Source organism: Candidatus Dependentiae bacterium (assembly GCA_018897535.1).
Lineage (GTDB): Bacteria > Babelota > Babeliae > Babelales > UASB340 > UASB340.
Genome location: JAHIKO010000068.1, coordinates 1 through 24632 on the forward strand (window position 1 = coordinate 1; position 24632 = coordinate 24632).

The 24632-nt window shown below is 27.7% G+C and carries 24 protein-coding genes and 1 other RNA gene; 12 read left to right on the forward strand and 13 right to left on the reverse strand.

The window, feature by feature from the left end; translation table 11 throughout:
* Positions 1 to 224: 224 nt before the first annotated feature.
* Entirely contained in the window at positions 225 to 1526 is a 1302-nt protein-coding gene (locus KKE07_04715; GenBank protein ID MBU4270145.1) for a hypothetical protein, read from the forward strand.
* Between the two features lie 51 nt (positions 1527 to 1577).
* On the opposite strand, the gene KKE07_04720 is transcribed toward KKE07_04715, so the two are convergent.
* From KKE07_04720 to KKE07_04730, 3 genes are all read right to left on the reverse strand, one after another.
* Positions 1578 to 1799, reverse strand: a complete 222-nt coding sequence (locus KKE07_04720; GenBank protein ID MBU4270146.1) for a hypothetical protein — start codon at positions 1797 to 1799, stop codon at positions 1578 to 1580.
* A 76-nt stretch (positions 1800 to 1875) separates the two neighbouring features.
* A complete protein-coding gene (locus KKE07_04725; GenBank protein MBU4270147.1) occupies positions 1876 to 3519 on the reverse strand; it encodes a penicillin-binding protein 2 in 1644 nt (547 codons plus the stop codon).
* A gap of 17 nt (positions 3520 to 3536) precedes the next feature.
* Positions 3537 to 3809: a hypothetical protein gene (locus KKE07_04730; GenBank protein MBU4270148.1), complete on the reverse strand. Its 273-nt coding sequence runs from the start codon at positions 3807 to 3809 to the stop codon at positions 3537 to 3539.
* 115 nt (positions 3810 to 3924) lie between these two features.
* Between KKE07_04730 and KKE07_04735 the strand changes: the two genes are divergently transcribed.
* Positions 3925 to 4137: a hypothetical protein gene (locus KKE07_04735; protein ID MBU4270149.1), complete on the forward strand. Its 213-nt coding sequence runs from the start codon at positions 3925 to 3927 to the stop codon at positions 4135 to 4137.
* 54 nt (positions 4138 to 4191) lie between these two features.
* Here KKE07_04735 and KKE07_04740 read toward each other — a convergent pair whose 3' ends face one another.
* Positions 4192 to 5274: a sulfite exporter TauE/SafE family protein gene (locus KKE07_04740; protein ID MBU4270150.1), complete on the reverse strand. Its 1083-nt coding sequence runs from the start codon at positions 5272 to 5274 to the stop codon at positions 4192 to 4194.
* A gap of 187 nt (positions 5275 to 5461) precedes the next feature.
* On the opposite strand from KKE07_04740, the gene KKE07_04745 reads away from it, so the two are divergent.
* Both KKE07_04745 and KKE07_04750 read left to right on the forward strand, forming a co-directional pair.
* Entirely contained in the window at positions 5462 to 6967 is a 1506-nt protein-coding gene (locus KKE07_04745) for an FAD-dependent oxidoreductase (protein ID MBU4270151.1), read from the forward strand.
* Positions 6968 to 7042: 75 nt separating this feature from the next.
* The gene (locus tag KKE07_04750) at positions 7043 to 8605 is read left to right on the forward strand and encodes an AAA family ATPase (protein MBU4270152.1); all 1563 of its coding nucleotides are present in this window, start codon (positions 7043 to 7045) and stop codon (positions 8603 to 8605) included.
* Here the strand turns inward: KKE07_04750 and trxB are convergent, their stop codons facing one another.
* From trxB to ssrA, 4 genes are all read right to left on the reverse strand, one after another.
* Complete coding sequence (gene trxB, locus KKE07_04755) at positions 8606 to 9523, reverse strand: thioredoxin-disulfide reductase (protein ID MBU4270153.1); 918 nt, start codon at positions 9521 to 9523, stop codon at positions 8606 to 8608.
* Entirely contained in the window at positions 9516 to 10856 is a 1341-nt protein-coding gene (locus KKE07_04760; protein MBU4270154.1) for a replication-associated recombination protein A, read from the reverse strand. Before KKE07_04760 ends, trxB begins: the two co-directional genes overlap by 8 nt.
* Positions 10857 to 10876: 20 nt before the next feature.
* Complete coding sequence (locus KKE07_04765; protein ID MBU4270155.1) at positions 10877 to 11584, reverse strand: hypothetical protein; 708 nt, start codon at positions 11582 to 11584, stop codon at positions 10877 to 10879.
* A 102-nt stretch (positions 11585 to 11686) separates the two neighbouring features.
* Positions 11687 to 12043: a transfer-messenger RNA gene (gene ssrA, locus KKE07_04770) on the reverse strand.
* A 164-nt stretch (positions 12044 to 12207) separates the two neighbouring features.
* On the opposite strand from ssrA, the gene rsmA reads away from it, so the two are divergent.
* The 4 genes from rsmA (at position 12208) to KKE07_04790 (ending at position 16506) form a co-directional block, all read left to right on the forward strand.
* Positions 12208 to 13011, forward strand: coding sequence for a ribosomal RNA small subunit methyltransferase A (gene rsmA / locus KKE07_04775; GenBank protein MBU4270156.1), 804 nt, complete (start codon positions 12208 to 12210; stop codon positions 13009 to 13011).
* Positions 13012 to 13120: 109 nt separating this feature from the next.
* Entirely contained in the window at positions 13121 to 14185 is a 1065-nt protein-coding gene (locus tag KKE07_04780) for a hypothetical protein (protein MBU4270157.1), read from the forward strand.
* Between the two features lie 25 nt (positions 14186 to 14210).
* A complete protein-coding gene (locus KKE07_04785) occupies positions 14211 to 15311 on the forward strand; it encodes a hypothetical protein (GenBank protein ID MBU4270158.1) in 1101 nt (366 codons plus the stop codon).
* 181 nt (positions 15312 to 15492) lie between these two features.
* A complete protein-coding gene (locus tag KKE07_04790; GenBank protein MBU4270159.1) occupies positions 15493 to 16506 on the forward strand; it encodes a hypothetical protein in 1014 nt (337 codons plus the stop codon).
* Between the two features lie 3 nt (positions 16507 to 16509).
* On the opposite strand, the gene KKE07_04795 is transcribed toward KKE07_04790, so the two are convergent.
* Positions 16510 to 17133 (reverse strand): hypothetical protein, encoded by a 624-nt coding sequence (locus tag KKE07_04795; protein MBU4270160.1) that lies wholly within the window; start codon positions 17131 to 17133, stop codon positions 16510 to 16512.
* 77 nt (positions 17134 to 17210) lie between these two features.
* On the reverse strand, positions 17211 to 18605 hold the full coding sequence (locus KKE07_04800; protein ID MBU4270161.1) for a hypothetical protein: 1395 nt from the start codon (positions 18603 to 18605) through the stop codon (positions 17211 to 17213).
* Positions 18606 to 18905: 300 nt separating this feature from the next.
* On the opposite strand from KKE07_04800, the gene leuS reads away from it, so the two are divergent.
* The 3 genes from leuS to KKE07_04815 all read left to right on the forward strand — a co-directional run bounded on the left by leuS (position 18906) and on the right by KKE07_04815 (position 22319).
* Positions 18906 to 21329 (forward strand): leucine--tRNA ligase, encoded by a 2424-nt coding sequence (gene leuS, locus KKE07_04805; GenBank protein ID MBU4270162.1) that lies wholly within the window; start codon positions 18906 to 18908, stop codon positions 21327 to 21329.
* A gap of 10 nt (positions 21330 to 21339) precedes the next feature.
* On the forward strand, positions 21340 to 21999 hold the full coding sequence (locus KKE07_04810) for a fructose-6-phosphate aldolase (protein ID MBU4270163.1): 660 nt from the start codon (positions 21340 to 21342) through the stop codon (positions 21997 to 21999).
* 98 nt (positions 22000 to 22097) lie between these two features.
* Positions 22098 to 22319 carry a hypothetical protein gene (locus KKE07_04815; protein MBU4270164.1) on the forward strand — a complete coding sequence of 74 codons (222 nt, stop codon included), beginning with the start codon at positions 22098 to 22100 and terminating at the stop codon, positions 22317 to 22319.
* A 64-nt stretch (positions 22320 to 22383) separates the two neighbouring features.
* Here KKE07_04815 and KKE07_04820 read toward each other — a convergent pair whose 3' ends face one another.
* From KKE07_04820 to KKE07_04830, 3 genes are read right to left on the reverse strand one after another with little or no spacing between them, the layout of a single operon-like run.
* A complete protein-coding gene (locus KKE07_04820) occupies positions 22384 to 23145 on the reverse strand; it encodes a biotin--[acetyl-CoA-carboxylase] ligase (protein ID MBU4270165.1) in 762 nt (253 codons plus the stop codon).
* Positions 23142 to 23591, reverse strand: coding sequence for an SsrA-binding protein SmpB (smpB, locus tag KKE07_04825; GenBank protein MBU4270166.1), 450 nt, complete (start codon positions 23589 to 23591; stop codon positions 23142 to 23144). The genes KKE07_04820 and smpB overlap by 4 nt, the downstream gene beginning before the upstream one ends.
* Positions 23588 to 24055 (reverse strand): DUF2062 domain-containing protein, encoded by a 468-nt coding sequence (locus tag KKE07_04830; protein ID MBU4270167.1) that lies wholly within the window; start codon positions 24053 to 24055, stop codon positions 23588 to 23590. Before KKE07_04830 ends, smpB begins: the two co-directional genes overlap by 4 nt.
* A 65-nt stretch (positions 24056 to 24120) precedes the next feature.
* Between KKE07_04830 and KKE07_04835 the strand changes: the two genes are divergently transcribed.
* Positions 24121 to 24632, forward strand: a 512-nt coding sequence (locus KKE07_04835) for a hypothetical protein (protein MBU4270168.1), incomplete at its 3' end; no start/stop codon positions are given.

Sequence of the window (24632 nt, forward strand, 5' to 3'; positions counted from 1 at the left end):
TAATTCAAAGACAAGATGACAAACCTGAAGTAATTGCCCAAAGATTTGATATTTATAATAAAAATGAAGCTGAACTTATAAGTGCATACAAATCTGCCGGTATTAATATTGAAATACTAAATGTTTCGCAAAAAACACCTGCTCAAATTTTTGAAAATTTTAAAAAAATTTTATAAAAAAATCAAAAATTTAAAAGACCCAAAGTAAATTTTTTAAGGAAATTCATGTTTAAAAAATTAATATTTTTTATTTTACTAACAACCTGTTTTAGTCAAAATAATATTTATTCAGGATTTTTTGTACAACAAGGCGTCATAAATCAAAAAAACGAAAATAGAGATTCAAATTTAGAATATTTACGTAACTTAGAAATTTATAATAGGAAATACATTACAAATAAAACAATTTCAAATTACTTAACTGCCTTAAAAAGAAACGATAATAATATTAATTATACCGAAGCTATTTGTGATGCGATAAGGGGCATACAAGAACCCATAAAAAGTAATTTAAGAGAGGATGATTCCACTCAAAACTTAGCGTTTCGTTTATTAAAAAAATTAGTAAAAAAAGAAAATAAAGATCCGGAAAAATTTGCTGCATATTATTCAGAATACTGTATAAAATTTCAGCCAAGACTTATTGTAGTAGGTGATAATGGATTTAATCAGTTTTTTTTAAGCACTCTTCGAGAATTTTATTATGCAACATTTACACAACTAAAACCCAATTTTGACGAAAATATAATAATTGCAATAGATCATGACCATAAATTAAAAAAATTAGACATCATAAATCCACAACTTGAAGAAGAGCTTGTTTTAGCTTACTTAGGAATATTAGATGAAAATACGATAATAAGATTCATATCCTTGTATATATTTTTTTTATACATTAAGCATGATTATTTAAGAGAGTTAGATCAGAATAAATTTATTCATTCCAGCGAGAAATCTATTGGTGCTATCAATAAAATTATTAACATATTAACAGATAAAAAATCTGATACTTATAAAAACAATATTTCAGAAAATAGAGATTTTTTATTTAGAAATATAAACTGGATAAAAACAATAAAATTTAAATCGTATATTATAGAAGATTTTGGAGCAATTAAAGGCGATGCAAAGCTCTTCGATCAGATTGCAAATGCTTTTAAAGCTTTAAAAAAAAATAAAGAATTTGATTATAAATCAACATTTAAGATTGCATTATCAGGCATCTATAACAATAATTCTAATATCCAAAAAAATTCATTACAATTACTATTAAAATTAATAAAAAATAAAAAAAACAAAAAATTTGACAACCCAGAATTATCGGTCAACTTTTTCAATATAATATATTTTGAAGATACAAATAAACAAACACTTCTTCTATATTTCAAGGGTGTGTATTCTAGTTCGACAAAAACCATACGATTGAATAAAAAATATGAAAATTCTGATAGCGATAACAGCAGTGACGAAAGCTCTGACAACAGCTCTGAAACATACCCATCAGATTCTTCATCGATAGAATTTTGATTGAAAAAAGTAGCGAAGGGCTATAGCCCTTCGCTACTTTTTTTCTAGTACTTAATTTTCAGAAACTTCTTTTTTTAATCTTTCTAATAATCTTCTTAAATAAGCAACTGTATCTTTATCAAGTTGCCAAATTTTTAACATACTTAACTGTTCTATTTGTTCTTCTTTAGAAAATTTTGAAAGAAAACTTGAAACATCACATCCGGAGCCCATGGAATAAATATTACTTGATAATACAGAAACAAAAGTAATTAATAGTAATTTTTTTATCATAATAAAATCCTTTATTTTAATTTTTAGATCCAAAAAAGATCATAGTAAAATTAAAATAAAAAATCACTATTAATTTTTAAGAAATTTCACCCGACGTTAAATCTTGAATTATCATTTTTTCTGCAACACGATTAAATAATGGAGCACAAATTTGTGAAGCCCACAACCCGACGCTTTTTGGATCTTTAACAAATGTAATAATAACTCTTTTATATTTATCTTTTTCTATAATACCGGCAAAAGAATAATTATGCTTTTTATCTGAATATCTTCCATCTTCTATAGCTCTTGCCGTTCCGGTTTTTCCCATTACTCTAAAACCTTCAAGATTTTTAGAATAAACAGATCCAATTGATTCTAAAATTACTTTTAACTGCTCAATTGCTTCTGTTTTATAAATTTTCTTTTCAAAATAATTTTTATTTCTTGACGGAAATTTTACCAGTACCGGATCAATATCATATCCACCATTAGCTATTATTGAAAAAGCTTTACCAAGCTGCAATAATGTGGCCATAATTTCGTAACCGAATGACATAACAATTAATGAAGATCTGGACCAGTTGGATGGCGGATTTACAAACCCTGTACGTTCACCCGGAAACTCAATTCCCGTTTTTTCACCAAAACCCAATCGTTTAAGATGAGTGTAAAGTTTGGGTCCAAGACGTTGGGCTATTTTTGCAACGCCAACATTACTCGAATATTTTATAACATCAGAAAATGATATCACATCAACAGATTTCCAATTTTCAACTCTAAAATTATCTATAAATGCAACTTTACCTTCACAATCAATCATTTCGTCAGGCGTAACAACACCCTCTTGTAGAGCTGCAAGCGCAGCAAATGTTTTCATTACGGAACCTAATTCATAATTTTCCGTAATAATTTTATTTTTTGTATATTCCAAATTTTCAATCGATTTTTGGTTTGGATCAAATGATGGTAAATTTACCATCGATAAAATTTCACCATTATCCGGATTTATAACTAAAACAGATCCCTCAGCTGCATTAAATTCATTTAGAGTCTTTTCAAGTTCCTGTTCAACTAAGAATTGTAATTTTGAATCTATGGTCAAAACAACCTTTTGTCCTTTTACACCCTCTTCTATAATTCTTTTATCAAAATAAAAAGAATCGGATCTTGCATCTTTTTTCAATTCAACGGTTGTAGGGGTTCCTTGTAAATATTTATTAAAATAAAGTTCAATACCGGCAAGACCAATATTATCTATATCTGTAAAACCAACAATTTGAGCTGCACTGTTATATGGATAGAACCTTGACTGTTCAGGCATAAAAAGAACATCTTTTAAATTTTTGCTTTTAAAATAATTAATTCTTTCTTCCGTAAGTTGCCGCTCTAGCCATGCAAATTTTAATTTATCATTTGATTTAATTTTTTTATAAACGTCATTGTAATTTTTTTCCAAAAAATTTAATATTACTTCTTTTTCTTGGAATTGCCTTGGTAAAACAAATGCAGAATTTACTAAAACATTTATTGTTAAAGGATTTACCCCGGTTCTATCGTAAATCTTGCCCCTATCGGGATTTATTTTTAGTTCGACAAGATATTGCTGATTAGCTAAATTTTCAAAAAAATTATTATCGTGAATTTGCAAAATATATAGTCTTAAAACTATAATTAAATAAAAAATAACAAATACAAAAAAAACAATTAAAATTCTAGGTTTATAATCATTTTTAAGCATAAAAATTTGCACCCCTTTTAATAGACTGATGTAAATGTTTTTATTTGAGATAAAGTCAATTCCTGTAATCCTAGCTCTTGACTGGCTATATTTTTAATTCTTTTAAAATCTTTTAATTTATAAAAATCAACCAATAATAAATTTTTCTTTTGCTTTAACTCTTCTTTTTTTAATGCAAAACGTTGTTTTTCATAACTAAGTTTTATCAAAAGATTATGTTGATATATTTTTAAAAAAATAAAAGATATTACCAATAAAAATATTATTGATAAAAATTTAGGTCTTGTCATATTTTTCACCTAGTATAAAATTATCCATTATTAGTACAGAGTATATGTACTAATAAAAATTTTCTAGATATTATATGTTTTGTGTGAAATATAACCTCATAATAAGGAGTTAATTATGAAATTTTTGGCAGTACCTTTGGCTTGTTTAGTTTTTTTATCCGGCTGTAACTTTTGCTGCAAAAAAGATTCTTGCTGCCCAACAGAAAAACAAACAGAAGAAGTAAAACAAAATGAAACAGAAGATCAGGTTATAACTCAAGAAATAGAAAATCAAGAAGTATCTCAGGAAGTAGAAGAAGCTTCTAATGATACAGAAAATTTAAAGTAACTAAATTTTCAAAAATTTTTAAAATAAGGCGCACTAAAAATGCGCCTTATTTTTTTATACTTTTTTATGCATTGCAGTGCTAAGACAAACCAACATTTTATCGGGTTTTAAATTAGTAGCCAATAATCTTGAACTTTTAATTCGCTTTTCTTTAACTATCCAAATAGTAAGACTTAAAAATAGTATAATAAAAATTAATCCAATAAATATTTTTATTTTATTATTATTGGCTTTTATCAGATAATATAATCCTACAATTAGAGCTAAAACTGCATATAATTTATAAACGGCAAACCCACCCAAAAACGGTTGAATAAAATAAATTATCATTGCAAACAAAACAAAACCAAAAAACTTTTTAATCTCAACCATCCACAACCCAGCTTTTGGTAAAATATTAAGTGAAGCAGAAAAAGTTCCAACTACTATTAATAAAATTCCCATACCAAATGCAAATAAAAACAATGATAAAAAACCTATAATCGGGTTTCCAATTTTTGCAACAAAGCTTAGAAGAATAGCCAATGCAGGAGTTAAACATGGAGAAGCAACCGTACCGGAAACAACACCAAACAAAAAACTATAAATATAAGAACCTTTGACACTCAACGATTGTCTTTTGAGCATAAATGCCGGAACTTTAATTTCATAAAATCCAAACATAGACAAAGCCAAATAAATAAAAAGAGAAGCCACCAACAAAACAACCCATGGATTGGTTAACCACTGGCCAAAAATTACAGTGCTTGTTGCCGCTATATAACCAAATATTGCATATATTGTGCTCATTCCCAAAACGTAAGATACCGATAATAAAAAATTTCTATATAAAGAAGTTGATGCTTGAGATTGTAAAATTCCCATAGTAATTGGAATCATTGGATAAACGCACGGCGTAAAACTTGTAAATATGCCAACAATAAAAGCTAAAATTAATAAATAAACAGGCGATTCTTCAGGTGTAAATATTTTTTCTAAATTTTGGATACTAAAAAAAGACACTTTTTGTGTTTGTTCTGTAATATTGTCGTTTAAGGCAAATATTTTTCTCTGTGCTGTAATACCGGATATTATTAAAAATAAAGCAATAATTAGCCCTAAATTAAACTGTTTATTTTTTCTACCAATATAAAACATATAAAAATCCCCTTCTTTTTTATTTTTTAAATATTTTTAATATTTTCATATATTATTATTTCACTAATAATACTTCAGAATCAATAAATAGATAATTTTTCATATTTTGTGATCTTAACTTAACTTTTGATTGTGTTAATATTTTAAAAGTTGGGTAAATATTTAAAATTATTTTTAGGGTAAAAAAATGAATGCTATCAAAAATGTTACATTGGTAATCTGTCTTTTTTTTCTAGTAGGATGCCTTAACTATTCTTCAAGTAAAAATATTAAAAGATTTAATATTGATAATATTAAATACGATAAACAAACATATCCAGTTGTAATTATTGGTGGCGGAATTGGCGGACTCACATCAAGTATTTATTTAAGCCAAGCAAATATAAAACATATATTAATAGAAGGACAAAATCCCGGAGGCGCAATAACAAGTGCTCATGCCGTTTGTAATTGGCCTGGTGAAAAAAATATCTCAGGATCTGATTTGATGGATAAAATAAAAAATCATGCAAAAGATTCCGGAGCAAATATATCAGCAGCCAAAGTAACAAACGTAGATTTCTCAACTTGGCCATATTTAATCAAAATTATAGACAATGACGGCGAAAAAACTATTTCTGCAATTTCTTGCATCATAGCAACAGGAGCAACACCAAATATGCTAAATATACCGGGCGAAGAAAAATATTTTGGCCGCGGTGTATCCAAATGCGCAACATGTGATGGCTCTTTTTATAAAAACAAAACGGTCGCCATTGTTGGCGGTGGAAATACCGCAATCTCTGATGCATTATATCTTAGCGAGATTGCACAAAAAATATATTTAATAGTCAGAAAAGATTTTTTAAGAGCTGCAGGAAAAATGACTGAGCTTGTAAAATCTTATCCAAATATAGAAATTTTATATAACACAAATGTAAAAGAAGTTATTGGTGATGATGAAAAAGTAACCGGCTTAAAAATTTACAATTCAAAAGAAAATAAAGAATCTGAAATTTTGGTTGATGCAATGTTTTTAGCCATTGGTGCAACTCCAAATTCAAAACTTTTTTCAAATCAAGTTGAGATGGATAATTTTGGATACTTGACTGTAAAAAATGGCCAAAAAACATCCAAATCAGGAATCTTTGCAGTTGGAGATATTTGTGAACCTGAGTACAAACAATTAATAATAGCTTCAGGTCAAGGAGCAAAAGCTGCAATGCAAGCACAAAAATTTTTGGGCAAAATTGGATATAAATCTGAAAATTTAAAAGAAAAAAGTTTACAAACAAAACAACCGGAAAAGCAACCGGTAAAAGTTGAACAACCTAAAATTGAGAAACAGCCTGAGCCTGTTATAGAAAAAAATGAAGCAAGCACTCAAACAGTAACTGTTATAGATATAAAATCTGCAGCTCAATTTGAAAAAGAAGTTTTAAACTACAAAGGTAACGTCGTTGCCGATTTTTATGCTCACTGGTGTCCTCCATGTAAAATGATGGCACCTATCGTTGATGAGTTGGCAAATGAGTTTGGTCAAACAATAAAATTTGTTAAATCTGATGTTTCAAAAATCGGCGAACTTGGCGCAAATTTTGGCATAAGAGGCGTTCCGACATTTATATTCTTTAAAGATGGTAAAGAGATTTTTAGATTCTCCGGGGCAAGAGAAAAAGAAGTGTTTAAAGAATTGATTGAAAATCAGTTTTAAAAAATTGCCATTTAAACTCTTTATGCTATATTAAATTCTTATTTTTTTAGGGAAATCCATTGGGGGATTTTAATAATGCAAATTAAGAGTATTTTTTATTTAACTTTTTTTATTCAAATACTGTTTTTAAATACACATGCAAACGCTGCTATTTGGGAAAATTTTGGCTCACAAAATCCAAATGCTGAAACAGTTTGGGATTTAAACGAAAAAGACATTCCAACAGAACCTGAGCTATTGGAAATTAACAGCAAAAATTTAGAAAGCATATTTGATATAACTGAAAAAAATATAAAAGAATTAAATATAAAAATAGATCAATGGAACAAATATATACCATCAATAGAAAATCGTATAAATCAGTTAAAAAAAGAAAAAAAAACAAACAACTTAAAAATAGCTGAAAATAGAATACAAAATTACAAACAAAAAATTCAAGATCTAAAACAAGAAATAGCCAATCAACAAAATCTAAGAACTGCAGCTTTGAACAAAATAGTAGACAACAAAGCATTGGATGAAAAAACAAAGATAGAATCAGACGAAAAAGCAAAAGAACGTGAAGCTCAAATTCAAAAAACAGTTCAAGGCATTCAAACATTTATTAATGAAAGTTTGAAAAAAGAAAATTTAACAAAAGTTGCAGCTTTTACTGTTGGCACTGCGGCCGGAACCATGGCTTCATACTATGCCGGAAAATTAACATATAACTATTTAGAAACTTTAATTGATAAGCCAACTTTAGTAAGAGAATCCAGTAGAATAAATTTAAAAAGCAAAATTAAAGCTTTTTGGCTTGAAAAAATATTAGGTAGAAAAGCTGACGCTGCAAAAATCGAAGAAGTAATTTTACCGGCAGATTTAAAAGCAGAATTAAGCGATTTGGCTTTAGATACAAAAAATACGGTATTAAACAAATTAAATTTTAGAAATGCTTTATTTTACGGTTTGCCCGGTACAGGTAAGACCATGTTTGCAAAATTATTGGCAAAATTTTGCAAAACAGATTATGCAATTTTTTCCGGAGCAGATTTTGCCCAATTCGAACCGGGCGATGATATCAATGAATTACACAAATTTTTTGATTGGGCACAAAATAGCCCAAACGGCTTAATTGTATTTATAGACGAAGCAGATTCTTTTTTAAAAAACAGAAAAAATTTAGACAATAGTGCTATTAATTTGGTCAATGCATTTTTATCTCGCACCGGTGAATCATCAGATAAAATTATGTTTATATTTGCAACAAATCATCCTGAAGAACTTGATCCTGCAGTTTTAAGTAGAATTCATAGAAAAATAAATTTTCCACTTCCCGGTGCTCAAGAGAGAAGACAAATCATAGAACTTTATTTAGAAAAATATATTTTAAAAGATAAAAAAATTATAAAAATTAATGGTAAAAATACTGAACGAAATTTAAAAATCTTACCTGAGATAGACCCAATATTTATAAATAATTTAGCTCAAAAAACAGTCGGTCTTTCCGGTAGAGATTTGGCTCAAGCAGTACAAGAAATGCAAATTAGCGCATACAATAGAGGCAATGGAATTTTAAGCAAAGAAATTGCAGAAAAAGCCATTGCCCAAAAAATTAAAGAATTTCAACAAGAAAAAAATTATATAAAAACAAAATAATTATTTTTTTGATAAAAACTTTTGACAATCAAGTGCCGCCATAACTCCAAATCCGGAAGAAGTAATGGCCTGTTTGTAAGTAAAATCAGCAACATCTCCGGCAGCAAAAATACCATCTTTAGATGTAACAGTCTTACCTTTTAAAACAACATAACCATAATTATCAAGTTCTATATTATTTTTTAAAAAATCTGTATTCGGTTTCATACCAATTGCCACAAACAAACCATCTGCAGATAATACTTTTGTATCACCGGTTTTTTGATGTTCAATTGTTATTTTAGTCATTTTAAGACCATCACCTTCAATTTTTTTAACAGCTGAGTTATAAATAATTTCTATTTTTTTATTTTCCATTACTTTATATTTTATCGGATCTTTTGCAGTTAACTCTTCAAGTATATGAATTATTGTAACTTTTTTTGCAAAATGGCTTATGTGCTCAGCTTCGGTAACTGCACTATCACCGCCACCAACAACGATTACATTTTTATCTTGGAAAAATGGGGCATCGCAAGTTGCACAAACAGAAACACCTTTTGCAAAATATTCTTGTTCACCGGGAATATTTAATTTTTTATAGCTGGCGCCTGTGGTAATTATTACAGATTCAGCCAAAATCTCTTTTCCTAGTTTTGTAAAAATTTTATATGGTTTTTTTGAGAAATCGACTGAAACTACAGTATCTGAAATAATATTACATCCGGAAGCTTTGGCGTGCTCTTTGATGTCCATCATAAGTTTAAAACCCATAACTTCTTTTATTCCGGGCCAATTTTCAACTTTTGTAGTTGTTGTTAATTGCCCTCCGGGCTGCATACCCTCAATAAGCAATGGATTATATTTTGCTCTGCCCAAATAAATTCCGGCAGAAAGACCTGCGGGGCCGGAACCTATTATTACAACACGTTCAACCATTATTTTCCTCTTCAATAATTTTACTTTTCAAATTTTTCCAAAAATCCATTCTTCTTTTAACTTCTTTTTCAAACCCAAGTTCACCGGGATTGTAATATATACAATCTTTTAAATCATCGGGCAAATAATCCTGGCCCGAATAATGATATTTATACTCATGATCATATTTATAATTTTTTCCATAACCCAAATTTTTCATAAGATTGGATTCAGCATTACAAATATTTAACGGCACAGGTAAATTATTTTTTTCATGCACATCTTTTATAGCTTCATTTATTGCTATATAAACACTATTTGACTTTGGTGCAGTTGCAAGATAAATAACCAATTGCGATAAATTTATTTTACATTCGGGCAAACCTAAAAATTCTACAGCCTGTCTAACAGATATGGCTTGAACAATTGCATCAGGATCGGCAAGTCCAATATCTTCACTCGCAGCAACTGTCAAACGTCGGCAAATTATTAGTGGATCTGCACCGGATTCAATTAAACGAGCCAGCCAATATAAACTTGCATTTACATCGGAACCTCTAATTGATTTATGTAAAGCTGAAAGTAAATTATAATGCTCTTCTCCATTTTTATCGTATGCAAATTTTCTTGTAGATAAAATTTGTTTTACAATATCAACGGTTACTATATCGCAATTTTTAATTAAACCCTTAGCAAAACTTATAGCCATTTCTATAATATTTATTAAAGTTCTTGCATCACCATTAGCATAATTTACAACTATTTTTTTAGCATCGTCATCTATAACTATCTGTCTATTAACAGATTTATAATGTAAAATAATTTTTTCTATTATATTGAGTAGATCTTGATCGTTTAGCTGATTTAATAGATATACCGAACATCTACTAAGCAAAGCACCATTAACGGCAAAGCTTGGATTTTCGGTAGTAGCACCAATTAAAATTATTTGACCTTGTTCAACCGGTTTTAAAAATAAATCTTGTTGAGATTTGTTGAATCTATGTATTTCATCGATAAATAAAATTATTGCTTTGCCACCAAAATTTATTTCTTGATTTGCAAGGTCTATAACCTCTTTTACTTCTTTAGTTCCATTTAATGCAGCATTAAAATTAATAAATTTTCGTTCAGTCAAATTGGCTATAACATTGGCGAGAGTAGTCTTTCCGGTCCCGGGAGGTCCCCAAAAAATTATACTGCCAAACGAATCGGTTTCGACTAATTTTCTAAAAACAGATCCATTTTTTAATAAATGTTCCTGTCCAAAAATATCATCCAAATTTTTTGGTCTGATAAGCTCAGGTAATGGCTTTATATTTTTTTTAAAAAGAGAAAGCTGTGCATCCATAATTTTTTTAGTTAAAAAACGTTCTAAAACATTTCACATAAAGAACAAGCATTTTCATTATTGCTCTGAGTATTTCTTAAATTATATTCATCAATTGCTGTATCCAAATCGTATATTCTTGAGCGTAAAGTTCCACTTGAATTCGGCAAAAAAATTTCTCTAATAATTTTAGCTTTATCAAATTCAAGATCTTTTTCAATAAGCATAATAAATAATTCAACAATAGCTATTTTAACAGTTTCATCGGTTTGATCTGTAAAACTGTTTATTAAAAATAAATTTTCAAATCCATCACTATTTTTATGCAAAAAATCACTTGCAACAATTATCTTTAGTAATTCCACAACCTGAATTTTTACACCCACAAAACAATTATATAAAGAATTTTTAACTGCAAATATAAAATCATCAATATATTTATTAACATTTATTTTTTCAGCTAAAATGCAATAAATTTCAAGAATTTTAATTTTTTTAGATTGAGCATTAAGCTCATTATTATCAGCAACCAATAAAATACTTAATTTATCCAATATTTTTTCAATCTCAGCTTTTTTAATTTTTTTTGTATTATTAATCCCATTCTGAAGAATTGTTAAATCTTGAATCGTTACATTTTCATTAGATAAAAAATCTTTAACAAAAAATATAAAATTATTAGCAAATAAACTTGTACTTAATAATAATATTATTAAAAATATACTAACTTTTTTTTGATATAAAAAAAACATATCCTATCCCCCTTAATAGATATTAAAATATTTTATAACCACGCCATATAATTAGAAATCTTTAATATGGCCTGCCAGCCATAGCTCCGAAGGAGCGAAGGCTGGTGGAGGCGATGGGAGTCGAACCCATGTCCGCAACACTATCAGTTCCAAGCACTACATGTTTATCTCTTGAATATACTTTTATATCACCTCAAGAGCACAGATTAATATAAAAGCCGGTTTAGTAATTTTTGCCAAATACAAAACAAAAAAATCTAATTGGCAAGTTCTATCTTTTTAATACTAGTTGGTTCAATTGATAGACAAACATCCCCAACAAGTCACTTAATATCTAAATTAAGCGAATGCAACGTTATTGTTTGCACTTATTTGATTTGTACGTTTTTTACAAGTTCCCATACAAAACTCGACATGCTCTCAAAACATCAAATATCACGTCGAAACCGTGACGCCCCCGTAAATTTCAAAGATTTTTACTAACACAATAAGACCAAAATCATGTCTATTTGTCAAACAGGTTAAATATTCATAAATAAAATAACTAGTTTTTTAACAAATATTTATAACTCATGATATAATTACAGAAAATAGTTATACAATCAACAAATTTATAAAAAAATATGATAAAAAAACAGATAGATTTTAATAGTTTTAATGAAAAACCAAGAAAAAAGAAGCACTTTGGCCAACACTTTTTGCGCAAATTTTCGGTAGTCGAAAATATGATCAAAAAAGTTTCCATCAAACCTGAAACGAGTGTTATGGAAATTGGTTGCGGTGACGGTTTCTTGACAAAGGCTATTTTAAATTTAACTAAATGCAAAGAACTTTATGTTTACGAAATTGACCCTGAATGGGCAGATTACGTAAAGCAAATAGTCAAAGATCCAAGACTTAAAATCAATATAACAAACATATTGGATGCAGATTTAAGTGTATTAAGTGATCAAAAGCCTTGGGTTATGCTTGCCAATTTACCTTATCAAATAACATTTCCAATTTTTTTCTTAATTCAAAGAAATATAACACTTTTTCAAGAAGGTGTTGTTATGATTCAAGAAGAGGTCGCTCAAAAGATTGTGGCCAAATCAGGAAGAAGCTACAATTCAACTTCGCTATTTTTACAACACAATTTTGATTTTGAACTTATGGAAAAGGTTGGACCGGAATCTTTTACGCCACCACCAAAGGTTGATTCAAGACTTTTATACTTTAAACCCAAAGAGATTATTCAAGAAATTCCAAATGAAACAGAATTTTGGAAATTTCTAAAATTATGTTTTCACTCACCAAGAAGAACGCTTTCCAATAATTTAAGACAAACTCACTATGATTTATCTAAAATTCCTGATAATATTTTTACCCTTCGCGCACAACAGATAAAATTTGATGATTTTCTTAAAATTTGGTCATTTTTAAACTAAAAACCCCACTTTTAAGCAAAAATATGCGTTTTTGTTATTTAAAATAACATGTATAATATTACTATATGTAATTATTATATCTATTTTAATTAAAAATTAGGGATTTATTATGAAAAGCAATTTTTTTAAAAAAATAAGTTTAGCTGTATTAATAGCATTTACAGTTAACTTTTATACTGTAAATGCTGGAATTATTGTCGCCAGTCATTGGTTAAATCCAGAAACAGGGCAAAATGTTTATATTTATTCTGATAAACACGATATTTATTCAGATGAACAAACTAAATATTTAATAAATTTATTAAAAGAGAAAACAAATAGTAATTTAATCATCTTTATTGAATCTTATATCCTAAGTGATAAAGAAATTGAAACTACTAATAATAATGAATTAAAAATTTTGAAAGAAACTAATAATGTTATTATACAATCTCTAAAAAAATACTTTAAAAAGCAATCATTATTACGTAATTTATATGACTTGATTAATTCATCAAAAATACAAATAGAAACCTGTGAAACAAGAGGAATTCCTTTTTTAATGGGCCACTATATAAGAAAATATGATGCTGTAAAATCAAATAAGTATAATGCTACAGAATTAAATGAAAACGAATATCAAAAATTACTAAAAACATTAGATTTAATACAAGAAACTTTTAAAGAATTTACATTACAAAGAATATTAAAAAAATTCCTTAATTTTTTACAAAAACAAATAAAAATACACGAAAGCAATAATGAGCTAGTGTATCTGATTTATACGGAAAAAAATGAAATAGAAAAAAATGCAATTAATTTATTTAAAAAATATAATCTATCAGATGATAATATAAAAAAAGATTTTTATATCGATCTTATGATTTCAAAAATTAAAATTAATAAAAATTATCAAAATTTCACAAAAGAATTTAAGAGTTTATTTAATTTATCAGTGGATATAAAAACACTAATAAATATTATAGATAATCCAAAAAAAGATATAGCCATATTTGTAGGTGCAGGACATGGATTAAATATAGAAGCTTCTCTAGAATATCTTGGTTTTAAATTAAAAAAAGAAATGAACAGAGAAAATTTAGAAATTATAAAAAAACAAGATTATGACAATTATGACAAACTAAATAAATTTTGTAATACTAACGTTTTTAACTGGATGTTTGAAGAAAATTAATTTTAATTTAAAATTGGGGTTTTTTATGAAAAATAATTTATTTAAAAAAATCAGTTTTGCAGTATTAACTGCAACAATATTTAACTTTTATACTGTAACCGCAAAAACTATCGCTGCAAGTCACTGGTTTAATCCGGAAACCGGCCAAAATGTTTTTTTATATGCTGATTTGCATAAATTAAATAGCGAAGAACAATTCAATTATTTAAATGAGAAAATAGAAAAGATAAAAAGAAAAAAGCCTTTAACTATATTAGTTGAAAATTTTAGTGATAATCCAAATAAAGCAACAAAAGAACTAACCAAAGTATTAAATAATTTAATAAATTCTTCAATTGATCCAAAAAAAGAATTGTTCTCTTCATTTGATCTGTATATGAATAAAGAATTTTCAAATAATATAAATATTAAAGCAATTGAAACTAGATCTTTATATAGATTGTTAACAAATTTTACTGTCATACATAATGACATAGGTTTAAAATCTAAATTTGAAAAATTATATAATGAATTAAAATCATTATCTGATAAAACTTCTATTGAAAAAATTATACAAGGACAAAGAGCTTTCTTTGGTAAAAAAATAGAACAAATAAACGATAAAACCATAAATATTAGTAAAATTAAAATAGAAAAATTAATAAAAATAATAAATGAGGCTAAAGATAATTTTGAAAACGAAATAAAAAATTATTATGATGAAAATAAAGATGTAAATATAAAGAAAAGTTGTTTTAACCTATTTTCAAATATTGGTAAAGAAAAATATAAAGAAGTTTTATCAAATTTGGTAGCTAAACTTTCTGATTCAATAGAAATAAAATTTTTAATCGAAATATTAAAAAGTAATTCCGATGTATCGATATTTGCTGGTGTTTTTCATACTCTAAGAATAGAAGATTATTTAAAATTCTTAGGTTTTGAATCAAAAAAATACACAAATTATGAATTTGAATATCTTTATAGATCAAAAATAAATTTAGACAATGAAATAAAAAAAGATTTATTCAATGATTTAATTAAAAAAAATCATATTATTACAATATTAAAGATCGAAAATACTATTTCAAATATTAAAAATAAAACTATTTTCGAAGCTTATGACTGGATGTTTGAAGAAAATTAATTTAATAAAAAAATTTTTAAGAAAAAGGGTCTGAAATAAAAATCAGGCCCTTTTTTATTCCCATCAAAAATACGTTAACAGATTAAATAATTATAAAAAAAATTTTTTTCTATGATTTTGGACATAAATTCTTTAACTTAAGTCTAGTTATTTAAAAAATAAAAGGCTTAGGAGAGTTTTTATGATAAAAAGTACTAAAACAAAAATAATCTTTTCAATATTATTTCTATTTTCAACATCCCCCCTTATTTCTAAAGCATGCAAAATAATTATCGACAATCAAACTGAAGATAATTTTTCGTTAAGCTTTTACAAAAAAAGCAAATTATCCGGAAAAGAGCTTTTTATAAAAAGATTAAAAGTAAAAGCTTTGGGCGATAATCACTTTGAATCAGCCCAAGACATATCCAAAATAGAATTTACCTATCTCTCAGGTACAAATAAAAATAAAAAAGAAATCTTTAATCAACCAATCAAAAGTAAAAACGGAAGCGCAAACATTTTAGAAATTAAAAAAGAAGGTAAATTTACAACAATGAGTCTTTGCGAATTTTATTCTTTATTTATAAAAAATAAACTATCAAAAGAAGTACGCATAGATTTTAATTTAGGTAAAAATAAAATACAAACAATTACCATTCCTGCAAAAAGCAAAAAAGGTGCTTTTAGAAATGCAAAACAAATAAAATCAATGACGATGTACACAAGAAACATTTTTACAGTATGGAAGCCAAAAATTGTTCATGAAAAAAGTTTTAAAATAGAAAATTTCAAAAAAACGTTAATTGTTGTAGATAAAGAAGGCATATCTATTAAGGTAAAAAAGGTTGTAAAAAAAGATCCAAAATATTCCGTTGCCAATATTTATAACAAAACAGACAAAAAAATAAATGTTAAAATTAAAAGCGATAAATATCACGAAATTAATATGAAACCTGACGACACACAGGCTCAAATAAAATTTAAACATCCAAAACAAAAAATTAAATCAATTCAGGTTTTAGCAAAAAATCTTGATGATAAAGAAAGTGTAAATGATTATAAAATTAAAAGATTCAAGCCATCAATGGAACTAAAAGAACAAGATGATCTTGAAATAACAATTCGCTCAGAAAACGAACGTTTAAGTATTGTTCGGCCAAAACAAAAACACAAATACACCAGTCACACGAAAGATATAATAGAAAATAAGTAAAATTTAGCGTTGATTTAAAAAATCAAAAACAAGCTTTGACCAATTTTCCATGCTATCGTAAAGCTGTTTACATTCATCAAGTGTAAGCAGCTTTCCTGATTTTAATTCAGAATGCACTCTTATATTGGCTGAATCTCCATGTAACAAAAAAACAAACCCGGCATGAACTTGACCAACATCATTTGAATCATCATTTAGTAAACCGATTGGCTCTATTTCAAAATTGCCTTTAAAATCAACTTCTTCATAAAATTCACGTCTTGCCCAACTGAAAATATCAAACCCGTTTATATCTTCTTGACGTATATGACCGCCAATGCCAAGTGAATACATATTTTGCAATCTGACTTCACTGGCTTTTGATTGCCTTTGCATTAGAAAATATTTATCTTGAAAATTAAAAATAAGATACGGAATTATCTGCTTATAATTTTTATCAGTTTCAGCTAAAGATCGCCAAATAAATTCTTTATTTTTTTCTATTAAATTTTGATAATAATTAAAATCGATTTTTTTTATTCCGGATATTTCTTCATGAGCAAATAAAATTTCTCGTTTTATAACCAAAATTTGTTCATCTTCTTTTTTTATAAATACATTACTTTTATTCACGTCTTGTTTTTGCATAAAAAACCCCGCTTATTAAATTTTAATAATTCAACAAGCAGGGTAACACAAACAAACGATAAAGTAAGTCGAAATTTTTATACAAAAGCATCTTTAATTAAATCAAGCCATAAACTATCTTTTACAAAAGATGTTTGTAAGTACGATTGCTCAACAGATCCGGTTGGGAAATATATTGATAGCCCGCAAGTATTTGCAAATTTTTTACCTGAAGTCTTAGCAACAACAGCATTTTCAATGGACTTCATTCCAATTAAAAGTTCCGATTTTAAATTTAAAAGACTATTTTTAAAAAGTTGATTACTCGTTAAACACAAATTACCATCAACCTGTTTTATAAGTTCAAAATAAAAAGAATATAAATCTATATAGCTTTTATTTGTAAATTGAGTTGATGCTCGTCTTGCATATTTTATAAAATTTTTAACTTGAGATAATGAAATTTTCTTTGCTTCATTAATTTTCAATATAATATTATTTATACTTGTTTTTACATTATCCAATTGATCCAAATCGACAGCCGATTGGGTATAAAAATCAATTTTATTTTGATAAAAATTATGATAAGTCAAAACGCAACCTTTTGCCATATCAATCGGAGTAGTTGTTCCTGAAGAAATAGCTGTAAACAAATCCAAATAATTCCAACCATAAGCAAGCTCAACTTCTTGCGAGCTAACCATATATTTGGCATATCCGCGTGCAAGATAACCAATTTCAATCATGGACATTAAACATGCATCCATTCCAAAAATATCCAACTGTTTACCCTTTAAAACATTTTCTTTAATCTGTTTTAAAGCTTCTAAAAGCTCTTCATTATTAAGATAACTTCTAGACTGTTCGTTAAATAATATTCCCCTGTGCTGATTTAGCGTTAAATAATCAAAGTCTTGTGAATTATTAAATGCTTGAGTTAATTCATCATCAATTTTTATAGGAAAAAACTGTTCTTGATCATTAGAATTTATTACCTGGTTCTCAACTATATTTTGATTATTAATTACAACTTCATTAAATTCTTGCCCTGATAAGCCTAATCCATAACCTAATCCAAATCCGGATCGTCTGTGCCAAATAGGGTCAATTATTCCAACTCCATGATTCCATAATATTAAAAAATTATTTTTTGCCGGATATTTATTTACAGCCCATTCCATAGAATCAACAAGATCTTTTACATTTGTTCCATCACTATTTATTGGTAAATAAGTATCAAGCTTTATTTCATCTTTTAAAATTTGATACCTCCAAACACCATCTTTTCCAGGTTGATACCACTGAACCAAAATATTCAGATTGTTATTAGAGCCGATCTTTGCCATAGAGTATAAATTTTGCGTAGCAAATCTGCTCAAGTTATTTTTAGCCTGGACATAAATTAATATTGTCCAATCTGCTATAGAAAATATATGATTAAAAGAAGTTATAGAAAGAAACAACGCAATAAATAACCTAGACTTTATACTCATAATCCCCCCTGAAAAGCCCTTTTAAAGCTTTTTCCCTAAACAATCCCACCTTCATATTTACAATAAGAAATTATTGAGCGCAAAATCAATGCTATCGTTTTTATTTTAAAAAAGGCTGAGTTTTATTATAATTTTCTAATGGAAAATATATTTATATAGATTTGTTTTTTGAATAAAAATCATACAGATTATTAAGATGACAAAAATAGAGTATGAGCATATAGTAATAAATATTTTGTTATTTAATTTATGTTATTAACACATATTATTAGTAAATTATTAAAAGCAAAAAGGCTGACTATGAGCTATAATTTTTTAGAAATTGAAGAAAAATGGCAACGATATTGGGAAAAAAAACCATATTACAATTCAAAAGATAATAAAAATCTAAAAAAATATTATTGTCTTGATATGTTTCCATATCCATCCGGATCGGGATTACACGTTGGACATTGGAAAGGTTATATTTTTTCAGATCTTTATGCTCGAATAAAATTTTTACAGGGCTACAATGTTTTACATCCTATGGGTTGGGATGCATTTGGACTTCCTGCAGAAAATTATGCTCTAAAAAATAAAGTTCATCCAAAAATAAGCACTCAAAAAAATGTTGAAATATTTAAAAAACAGATTAAACAAATGGGTGCAATTTATGATTGGACAAAAGAAGTAAATACAACAGATCCAAATTATTATAAATGGACTCAATGGATATTTTTGCAAATGTTCAAAAAAGGTCTTGCCTACGAAGATAATATGCCTATAAACTGGTGTCCATCGTGCCTTACCGGGCTTGCAAATGAAGAAGTTGTTGGCGGCGTTTGTGATCGATGTGGAACACAAACGGAGAAAAAAAATATCAGACAATGGGTTTTAAAAATTACAGAATATGCCGAAAAATTACTTGAAGGCCTAGATCGATTGGAATGGCCTGAAAAAGTTAAACTTATGCAAAAAAATTGGATTGGAAAAAGTAAAGGTGCCAACATAATATTTAAAACGGAATCCGGAATTGATTTGCAAGTTTTTACCACAAGGCCTGATACGCTTTTTGGTGCAACATTTATGGTTATGGCTCCCGATCACGAATTAGTTGAAAAGATTGTAACAAAAGATCAGAAAGAAAAAGTTAAAAAATATCAGGAAGAAGTTAAAAATTTATCTGAGATTGAAAGAACAGCTGAAAACAAAGATAAAACAGGTGTATTTACAGGTGCGTACGCAATAAATCCTGTAAATAACAAATTAATACCCATCTGGCTTTCAAGTTATGTTCTTAAAAATTACGGTACCGGAATAATAATGTCAGTACCTGCACATGATCAAAGGGATTTTGATTTTGCTAAAAAATTTAATCTTGAAATATTACAAGTAATAAAAACTGACAACGATAACAATTTAACTAGTGCAATAGAAGAAGACGGCATCTTAATAAACTCAGATAAATTTAATGGATTAGATGCAAAAACTTCAGGAGCACAGGCAATAGTAGAAGATCTTGCACAAAAAAATATTGCTGAATTTAAGACAACTTACAAATTAAGAGATTGGATTTTTTCTCGTCAAAGATATTGGGGAGAACCAATACCACTGATACATTGCAAAAAATGTGGTATTGTAGCAGTACCTGAAAATGAATTACCGGTAATTCTTCCTGAAGTTGAAAATTATCAACCATCAGGCACAGGTGAATCTCCACTTGCAACCATAGAAGATTGGGTAAATACAAAATGTCCAACATGTAATGGACCAGCCAAAAGAGAAACCAACACTATGCCTCAATGGGCAGGATCTTGTTGGTATTTTTTACGTTATCCAAATACTGATTTAAAAGATAAAGCATTTGATAGTCAAGATATGCAATACTGGCTACCTGTTGATCTTTATGTCGGTGGTATTGAACATGCAGTTTTACATTTATTATATTCAAGATTTTATATTAAAGTTTTGTATGATCTGGGTTATTTAAAATTTGACGAACCATTTACAAAGTTATTTAACCAGGGCCTAGTTTGCATGTATTCTGAAAAATCAGGCCGGGTAGAAAAAATGTCAAAATCAAAAGGTAATGTTGTAAATCCTGATGATATAATTAAAGAATTAGGTACCGATGCATTACGCATGTATATGCTTTTTATGGGCCCGCCGGAAGAAGATGTTGTTTGGCAGACAGATTCTATAAAAGGTGTGAAAAATTTCTTAAATAGATTATGGATATTTTTGACAAATAAAGAAAATATTGTATCTGAAGATGAAAATATCTCTCAAGAATCTTTAAAACGTTTTCACTTATTTTTAAAAGAGTTTGAAACAAGAATTGAAAATTTCAAAACAAATACTGCTGTATCAGCAATTATGGAATATTTAAACGATTTAACAGGTAAAAAGCTAAAATTAAATAAAGAAATATTGGAAATGCTTTTGGTTGCAATTTCAACAATGGTTCCACATTTTTCAAGTGAATTACTAGAGAGACTTTTAAATAAAAAACTTGAAGATTTGTCTTTTCCAAAATATGATCCGGTACTGGCAGAAGTAAATAACATAGAAATAGCTATACAAATAAATGGAAAACTAAGAGGCACGATTTCAACAACTAAAGACCAAGATCAAGATTTTATTGAGCGTGAAGCAAAAAAAATCGTTACTAAATGGCTTGAAGGAAAAATAATAGTAAAAACTATTTATGTTTCAAATAAGTTAATTAGTTTTGTTATAAAGTAATAGGAAAAATATGAAACTATTTTTAGACACGGCAAATAAAGAGTTAATAAAACAATGGATACCAACCGGCGTTATTGATGGAGTTACAACAAATCCATCTCTTTTAGCTCTTGAAAGTGGTAATATTAAATCCATGCTATTGGATATATGCAATATGGTAAACGGCGACGTTAGCATAGAAGTTGTAGAAAAAACACCGGAACGTGTTTATCAGCAAGCAAAAGAGATAAGCTCTTTAGCTAAAAATGTTGTTGTAAAAATACCGTTTGCTCAAGAATATTTACCGGTAATATCAATGTTAACCAAAGAAAATATTAAAATTAACGTCACATTAATATTTTCGCTTACTCAAGCTCTTCTTGTATCAAAACTCGGTGTAAAATATATATCCCCATTTATAGGCCGCTGGGACGATATAGACGTAAACGGCATGAATTTAATTGAAGATTTGGTAATAATGAAACAAAATTACGGCTTTAAATCTGAAATTTTAGCAGCATCCATAAGAAATGTGATACATCTTCAAGATTCAATTCTTGCCGGTGCAGACGTAGCCACTATTCCCCCCACACTTTTGGATAAAGTCTTTAAACACCCTCTAACCCTTCAGGGTATAGAAAAATTTGATAGTGATTGGAAAAAATTGGGTAAAACAAAATTGTTTGATTAAAATATAAAATTACTATTGCATATTTTTTATCAACTATTATATTATCAATACACTTGTAAAAAAATAATATGTAGGTTTATTTTTTCGAAAGAATAAATATGAATTCATACAATTTAGCAGAAGAATTAAATGAAAAATTTGATCTTCTAGAAGACTTAGTTTATTTGGCAAAAGATGAAGAAGAAGACGACGAAGAATGGGATGATGAAGACGAAGATTTTGACGATGAAGACTTTGATGACGAAGATGATTTGGACGATGAAGAATGGGATGATGAAGACGACGACGATGATGATTGGGATGAAGACGACGAAGATTAGTTAAACGTCATCCAAAAAATTAAGGCTCGCAAAAAATGCGGGCCTTTTTTAATTTTAAATAATTTTATTTAATCAAAACATTTTCAACAATATTAAAAGAAATTTGTTCTTGAATTTTATTTTCAGATTCAAATAACATATCACCATTTTCTAAAACATCTTTAAATTTACCGATAATTATTTTGCCATCAAATTTATGTATCAAAATATTTTTATTTTTTAAATAACTTAACTTGTCGCGCCATATATTAAAAATATTATCAAATTCAAAATTTAACCATTTTTTATAAAATTTATCGATACTATTCAAAATATCTTTTTGCAAAATTTCTTTATTTATTATTTTTTCAGAAATTTCTCGTAAGCTTATTGCTTTTAAATTTAATATCTTATCTTTAATTAAGTTATTTACATTTATAGCAAAACCAAAAATCACACCTAAAATTTTATCCTCTTGCCATACAACTTGCGATATAATTCCACCAACTTTATAATTTTCATAATTAAAATCGTTGGGCCATTTTAAATTTATATTAAATTTTTCAAGTTTTTCTAAGATTCCAAGAGTGATAGCCATATTTAAATTACTTAATTTAACCTCCAGCTCTTCACCCGTTAAATTATTAAAAATTTTAGGTTTTAGTAAAAGAGTCACAACAAGTTGATCTTTATCAAATATCCAAGATCTATTTTGTCGCCCACGCGTAAATTCATGCTCATCAGCAATAAAAATTGATCCATCCGGAGCTGAATCCATATTTTCTTTTGCCCATTCCAAAGAATTATAAATTTTTTTTTCGTGATAAACCTTAGAACCTATGATCATATTTTATACTTACTTTCACGAGCCTCGTGACGCAAAATATCTTTTTCGCGTAATTCTCGTTTTTGGCTTGCTGCTTTTTTGTGTTTTCCAATACCTAATTCAACCTTTATTAATCCCTTTTGATTGAAATAGATGCTTAATGGAATTATAGTCATGCCCTTTTTTGAAATTTCACCAATTAATTTATTTATTTCTTTTTTATGTAACAAAAGTTTTCTTGATCTTCTTGATTTGTCTTCTTTTATGTATGCGTGAGAATATGGTGCAATATGACAATTAAGTAAATTAATTTCACCGTTATGCATTGTTGCATAAGAATCAACAAGTGAAATATTATTCTGTCTGATAGATTTTACCTCATCGCCGGTTAATGCAATTCCGGCTTCAATTGTCTCTTTTATTTCATAATCATGAAAAGCTTTTTTATTTTTATTTATTATTTTCATAACTTGTTATTTTCATAATTTTTTTTAAATTTTTTAACCAATCCCTTAAATAAAAAGTAAACAGGCGTGTAAAAGGCAAAGGCAAATAATAACCCTAAAATATTTCCCCCAACCAAAAATGACCAGATACAAATTTTACCAGATCCAAAAATACGCGCCAGCGATATTGTCCAAGTTGGATTAAATCCTAAAAAAGTATGTATTAACCAATAGCCAAAAAAATAATCAAAGCTATAAAAAGCTACCATGGTCCAGGGATTATTAAATGATGTAGCTAAAAAAAGAATTGGAAAATTTAGCTTAAAAAGAAATTTGGCAGCAAACATCATTCCAGTATGCAATCCCGGAAACGGTGAAAAGGCTATATAAATTCCTGTACAAAAAGATTGAGTTAACTTTTTAACGGACCAACCATCAGTAAAGGCCTTTTTTAAAGTTGCTTTAATTTTATCTAAAACTTGCATTAAAACCTTTTTTGTTAAAAACTAAAACATGTGTTATTAATAATTTCAAGATAAGGAGATTTAGCATGCATATCAATAAAAAAATAATTTATTTATTATTCAGTTTAGTATTTATATCTTTTTGTTGCAAAAATTATTTAAATGCAGGTTTTAGTTCAAAGGGTTACATCCAAGTTAACCCAAATTGGAAATCAACCCCGACATTTAGAATATTGTTTAACGGCAAACAAACAAGAAATGACGAAAATGGCTTTTACTCATTTCCAATGGATCAATATATTGATAAATATTCTTTTTTAGTCTGCAAGCACATTCAAAAAAAAGTCGATAAAACAAACACATTAAAATATTTGCGAGTAAGAGTAGAAAAACCTTACAAAATGTACAGCTTTAAAAGATCTGTCGATGGTAAAAAGTGGATTCAAAAAGAAAAAAATTTGAAAAAGAAAAATTTTATAATTCCTGATAATTGCATAATAGTTTTAATAAATCCTAAATATATAGAACAAGTCGAAGTTTGGAGCGTAAATCCGGGAGCTAATTTTTTAAAATTACCTAAAATTAAATTAAAAGATAA

Bases quoted from the DNA above. Each gene is read 5' to 3' on its own strand.
- KKE07_04715 (MBU4270145.1), top strand. From the start codon at position 225: ATGTTTAAAAAATTAATATTTTTTATTTTACTAACAACCTGTTTTAGT.
- KKE07_04720 (MBU4270146.1), bottom strand. From the start codon at position 1,799: ATGATAAAAAAATTACTATTAATTACTTTTGTTTCTGTATTATCAAGT.
- KKE07_04725 (MBU4270147.1), bottom strand. From the start codon at position 3,519: ATGCTTAAAAATGATTATAAACCTAGAATTTTAATTGTTTTTTTTGTA.
- KKE07_04730 (MBU4270148.1), bottom strand. From the start codon at position 3,809: ATGACAAGACCTAAATTTTTATCAATAATATTTTTATTGGTAATATCT.
- KKE07_04735 (MBU4270149.1), top strand. From the start codon at position 3,925: ATGAAATTTTTGGCAGTACCTTTGGCTTGTTTAGTTTTTTTATCCGGC.
- KKE07_04740 (MBU4270150.1), bottom strand. From the start codon at position 5,274: ATGTTTTATATTGGTAGAAAAAATAAACAGTTTAATTTAGGGCTAATT.
- KKE07_04745 (MBU4270151.1), top strand. From the start codon at position 5,462: ATGAATGCTATCAAAAATGTTACATTGGTAATCTGTCTTTTTTTTCTA.
- KKE07_04750 (MBU4270152.1), top strand. From the start codon at position 7,043: ATGCAAATTAAGAGTATTTTTTATTTAACTTTTTTTATTCAAATACTG.
- trxB (MBU4270153.1), bottom strand. From the start codon at position 9,523: ATGGTTGAACGTGTTGTAATAATAGGTTCCGGCCCCGCAGGTCTTTCT.
- KKE07_04765 (MBU4270155.1), bottom strand. From the start codon at position 11,584: ATGTTTTTTTTATATCAAAAAAAAGTTAGTATATTTTTAATAATATTA.
- rsmA (MBU4270156.1), top strand. From the start codon at position 12,208: ATGATAAAAAAACAGATAGATTTTAATAGTTTTAATGAAAAACCAAGA.
- KKE07_04780 (MBU4270157.1), top strand. From the start codon at position 13,121: ATGAAAAGCAATTTTTTTAAAAAAATAAGTTTAGCTGTATTAATAGCA.
- KKE07_04785 (MBU4270158.1), top strand. From the start codon at position 14,211: ATGAAAAATAATTTATTTAAAAAAATCAGTTTTGCAGTATTAACTGCA.
- KKE07_04790 (MBU4270159.1), top strand. From the start codon at position 15,493: ATGATAAAAAGTACTAAAACAAAAATAATCTTTTCAATATTATTTCTA.
- KKE07_04795 (MBU4270160.1), bottom strand. From the start codon at position 17,133: ATGCAAAAACAAGACGTGAATAAAAGTAATGTATTTATAAAAAAAGAA.
- KKE07_04800 (MBU4270161.1), bottom strand. From the start codon at position 18,605: ATGAGTATAAAGTCTAGGTTATTTATTGCGTTGTTTCTTTCTATAACT.
- leuS (MBU4270162.1), top strand. From the start codon at position 18,906: ATGAGCTATAATTTTTTAGAAATTGAAGAAAAATGGCAACGATATTGG.
- KKE07_04810 (MBU4270163.1), top strand. From the start codon at position 21,340: ATGAAACTATTTTTAGACACGGCAAATAAAGAGTTAATAAAACAATGG.
- KKE07_04815 (MBU4270164.1), top strand. From the start codon at position 22,098: ATGAATTCATACAATTTAGCAGAAGAATTAAATGAAAAATTTGATCTT.
- KKE07_04820 (MBU4270165.1), bottom strand. From the start codon at position 23,145: ATGATCATAGGTTCTAAGGTTTATCACGAAAAAAAAATTTATAATTCT.
- smpB (MBU4270166.1), bottom strand. From the start codon at position 23,591: ATGAAAATAATAAATAAAAATAAAAAAGCTTTTCATGATTATGAAATA.
- KKE07_04830 (MBU4270167.1), bottom strand. From the start codon at position 24,055: ATGCAAGTTTTAGATAAAATTAAAGCAACTTTAAAAAAGGCCTTTACT.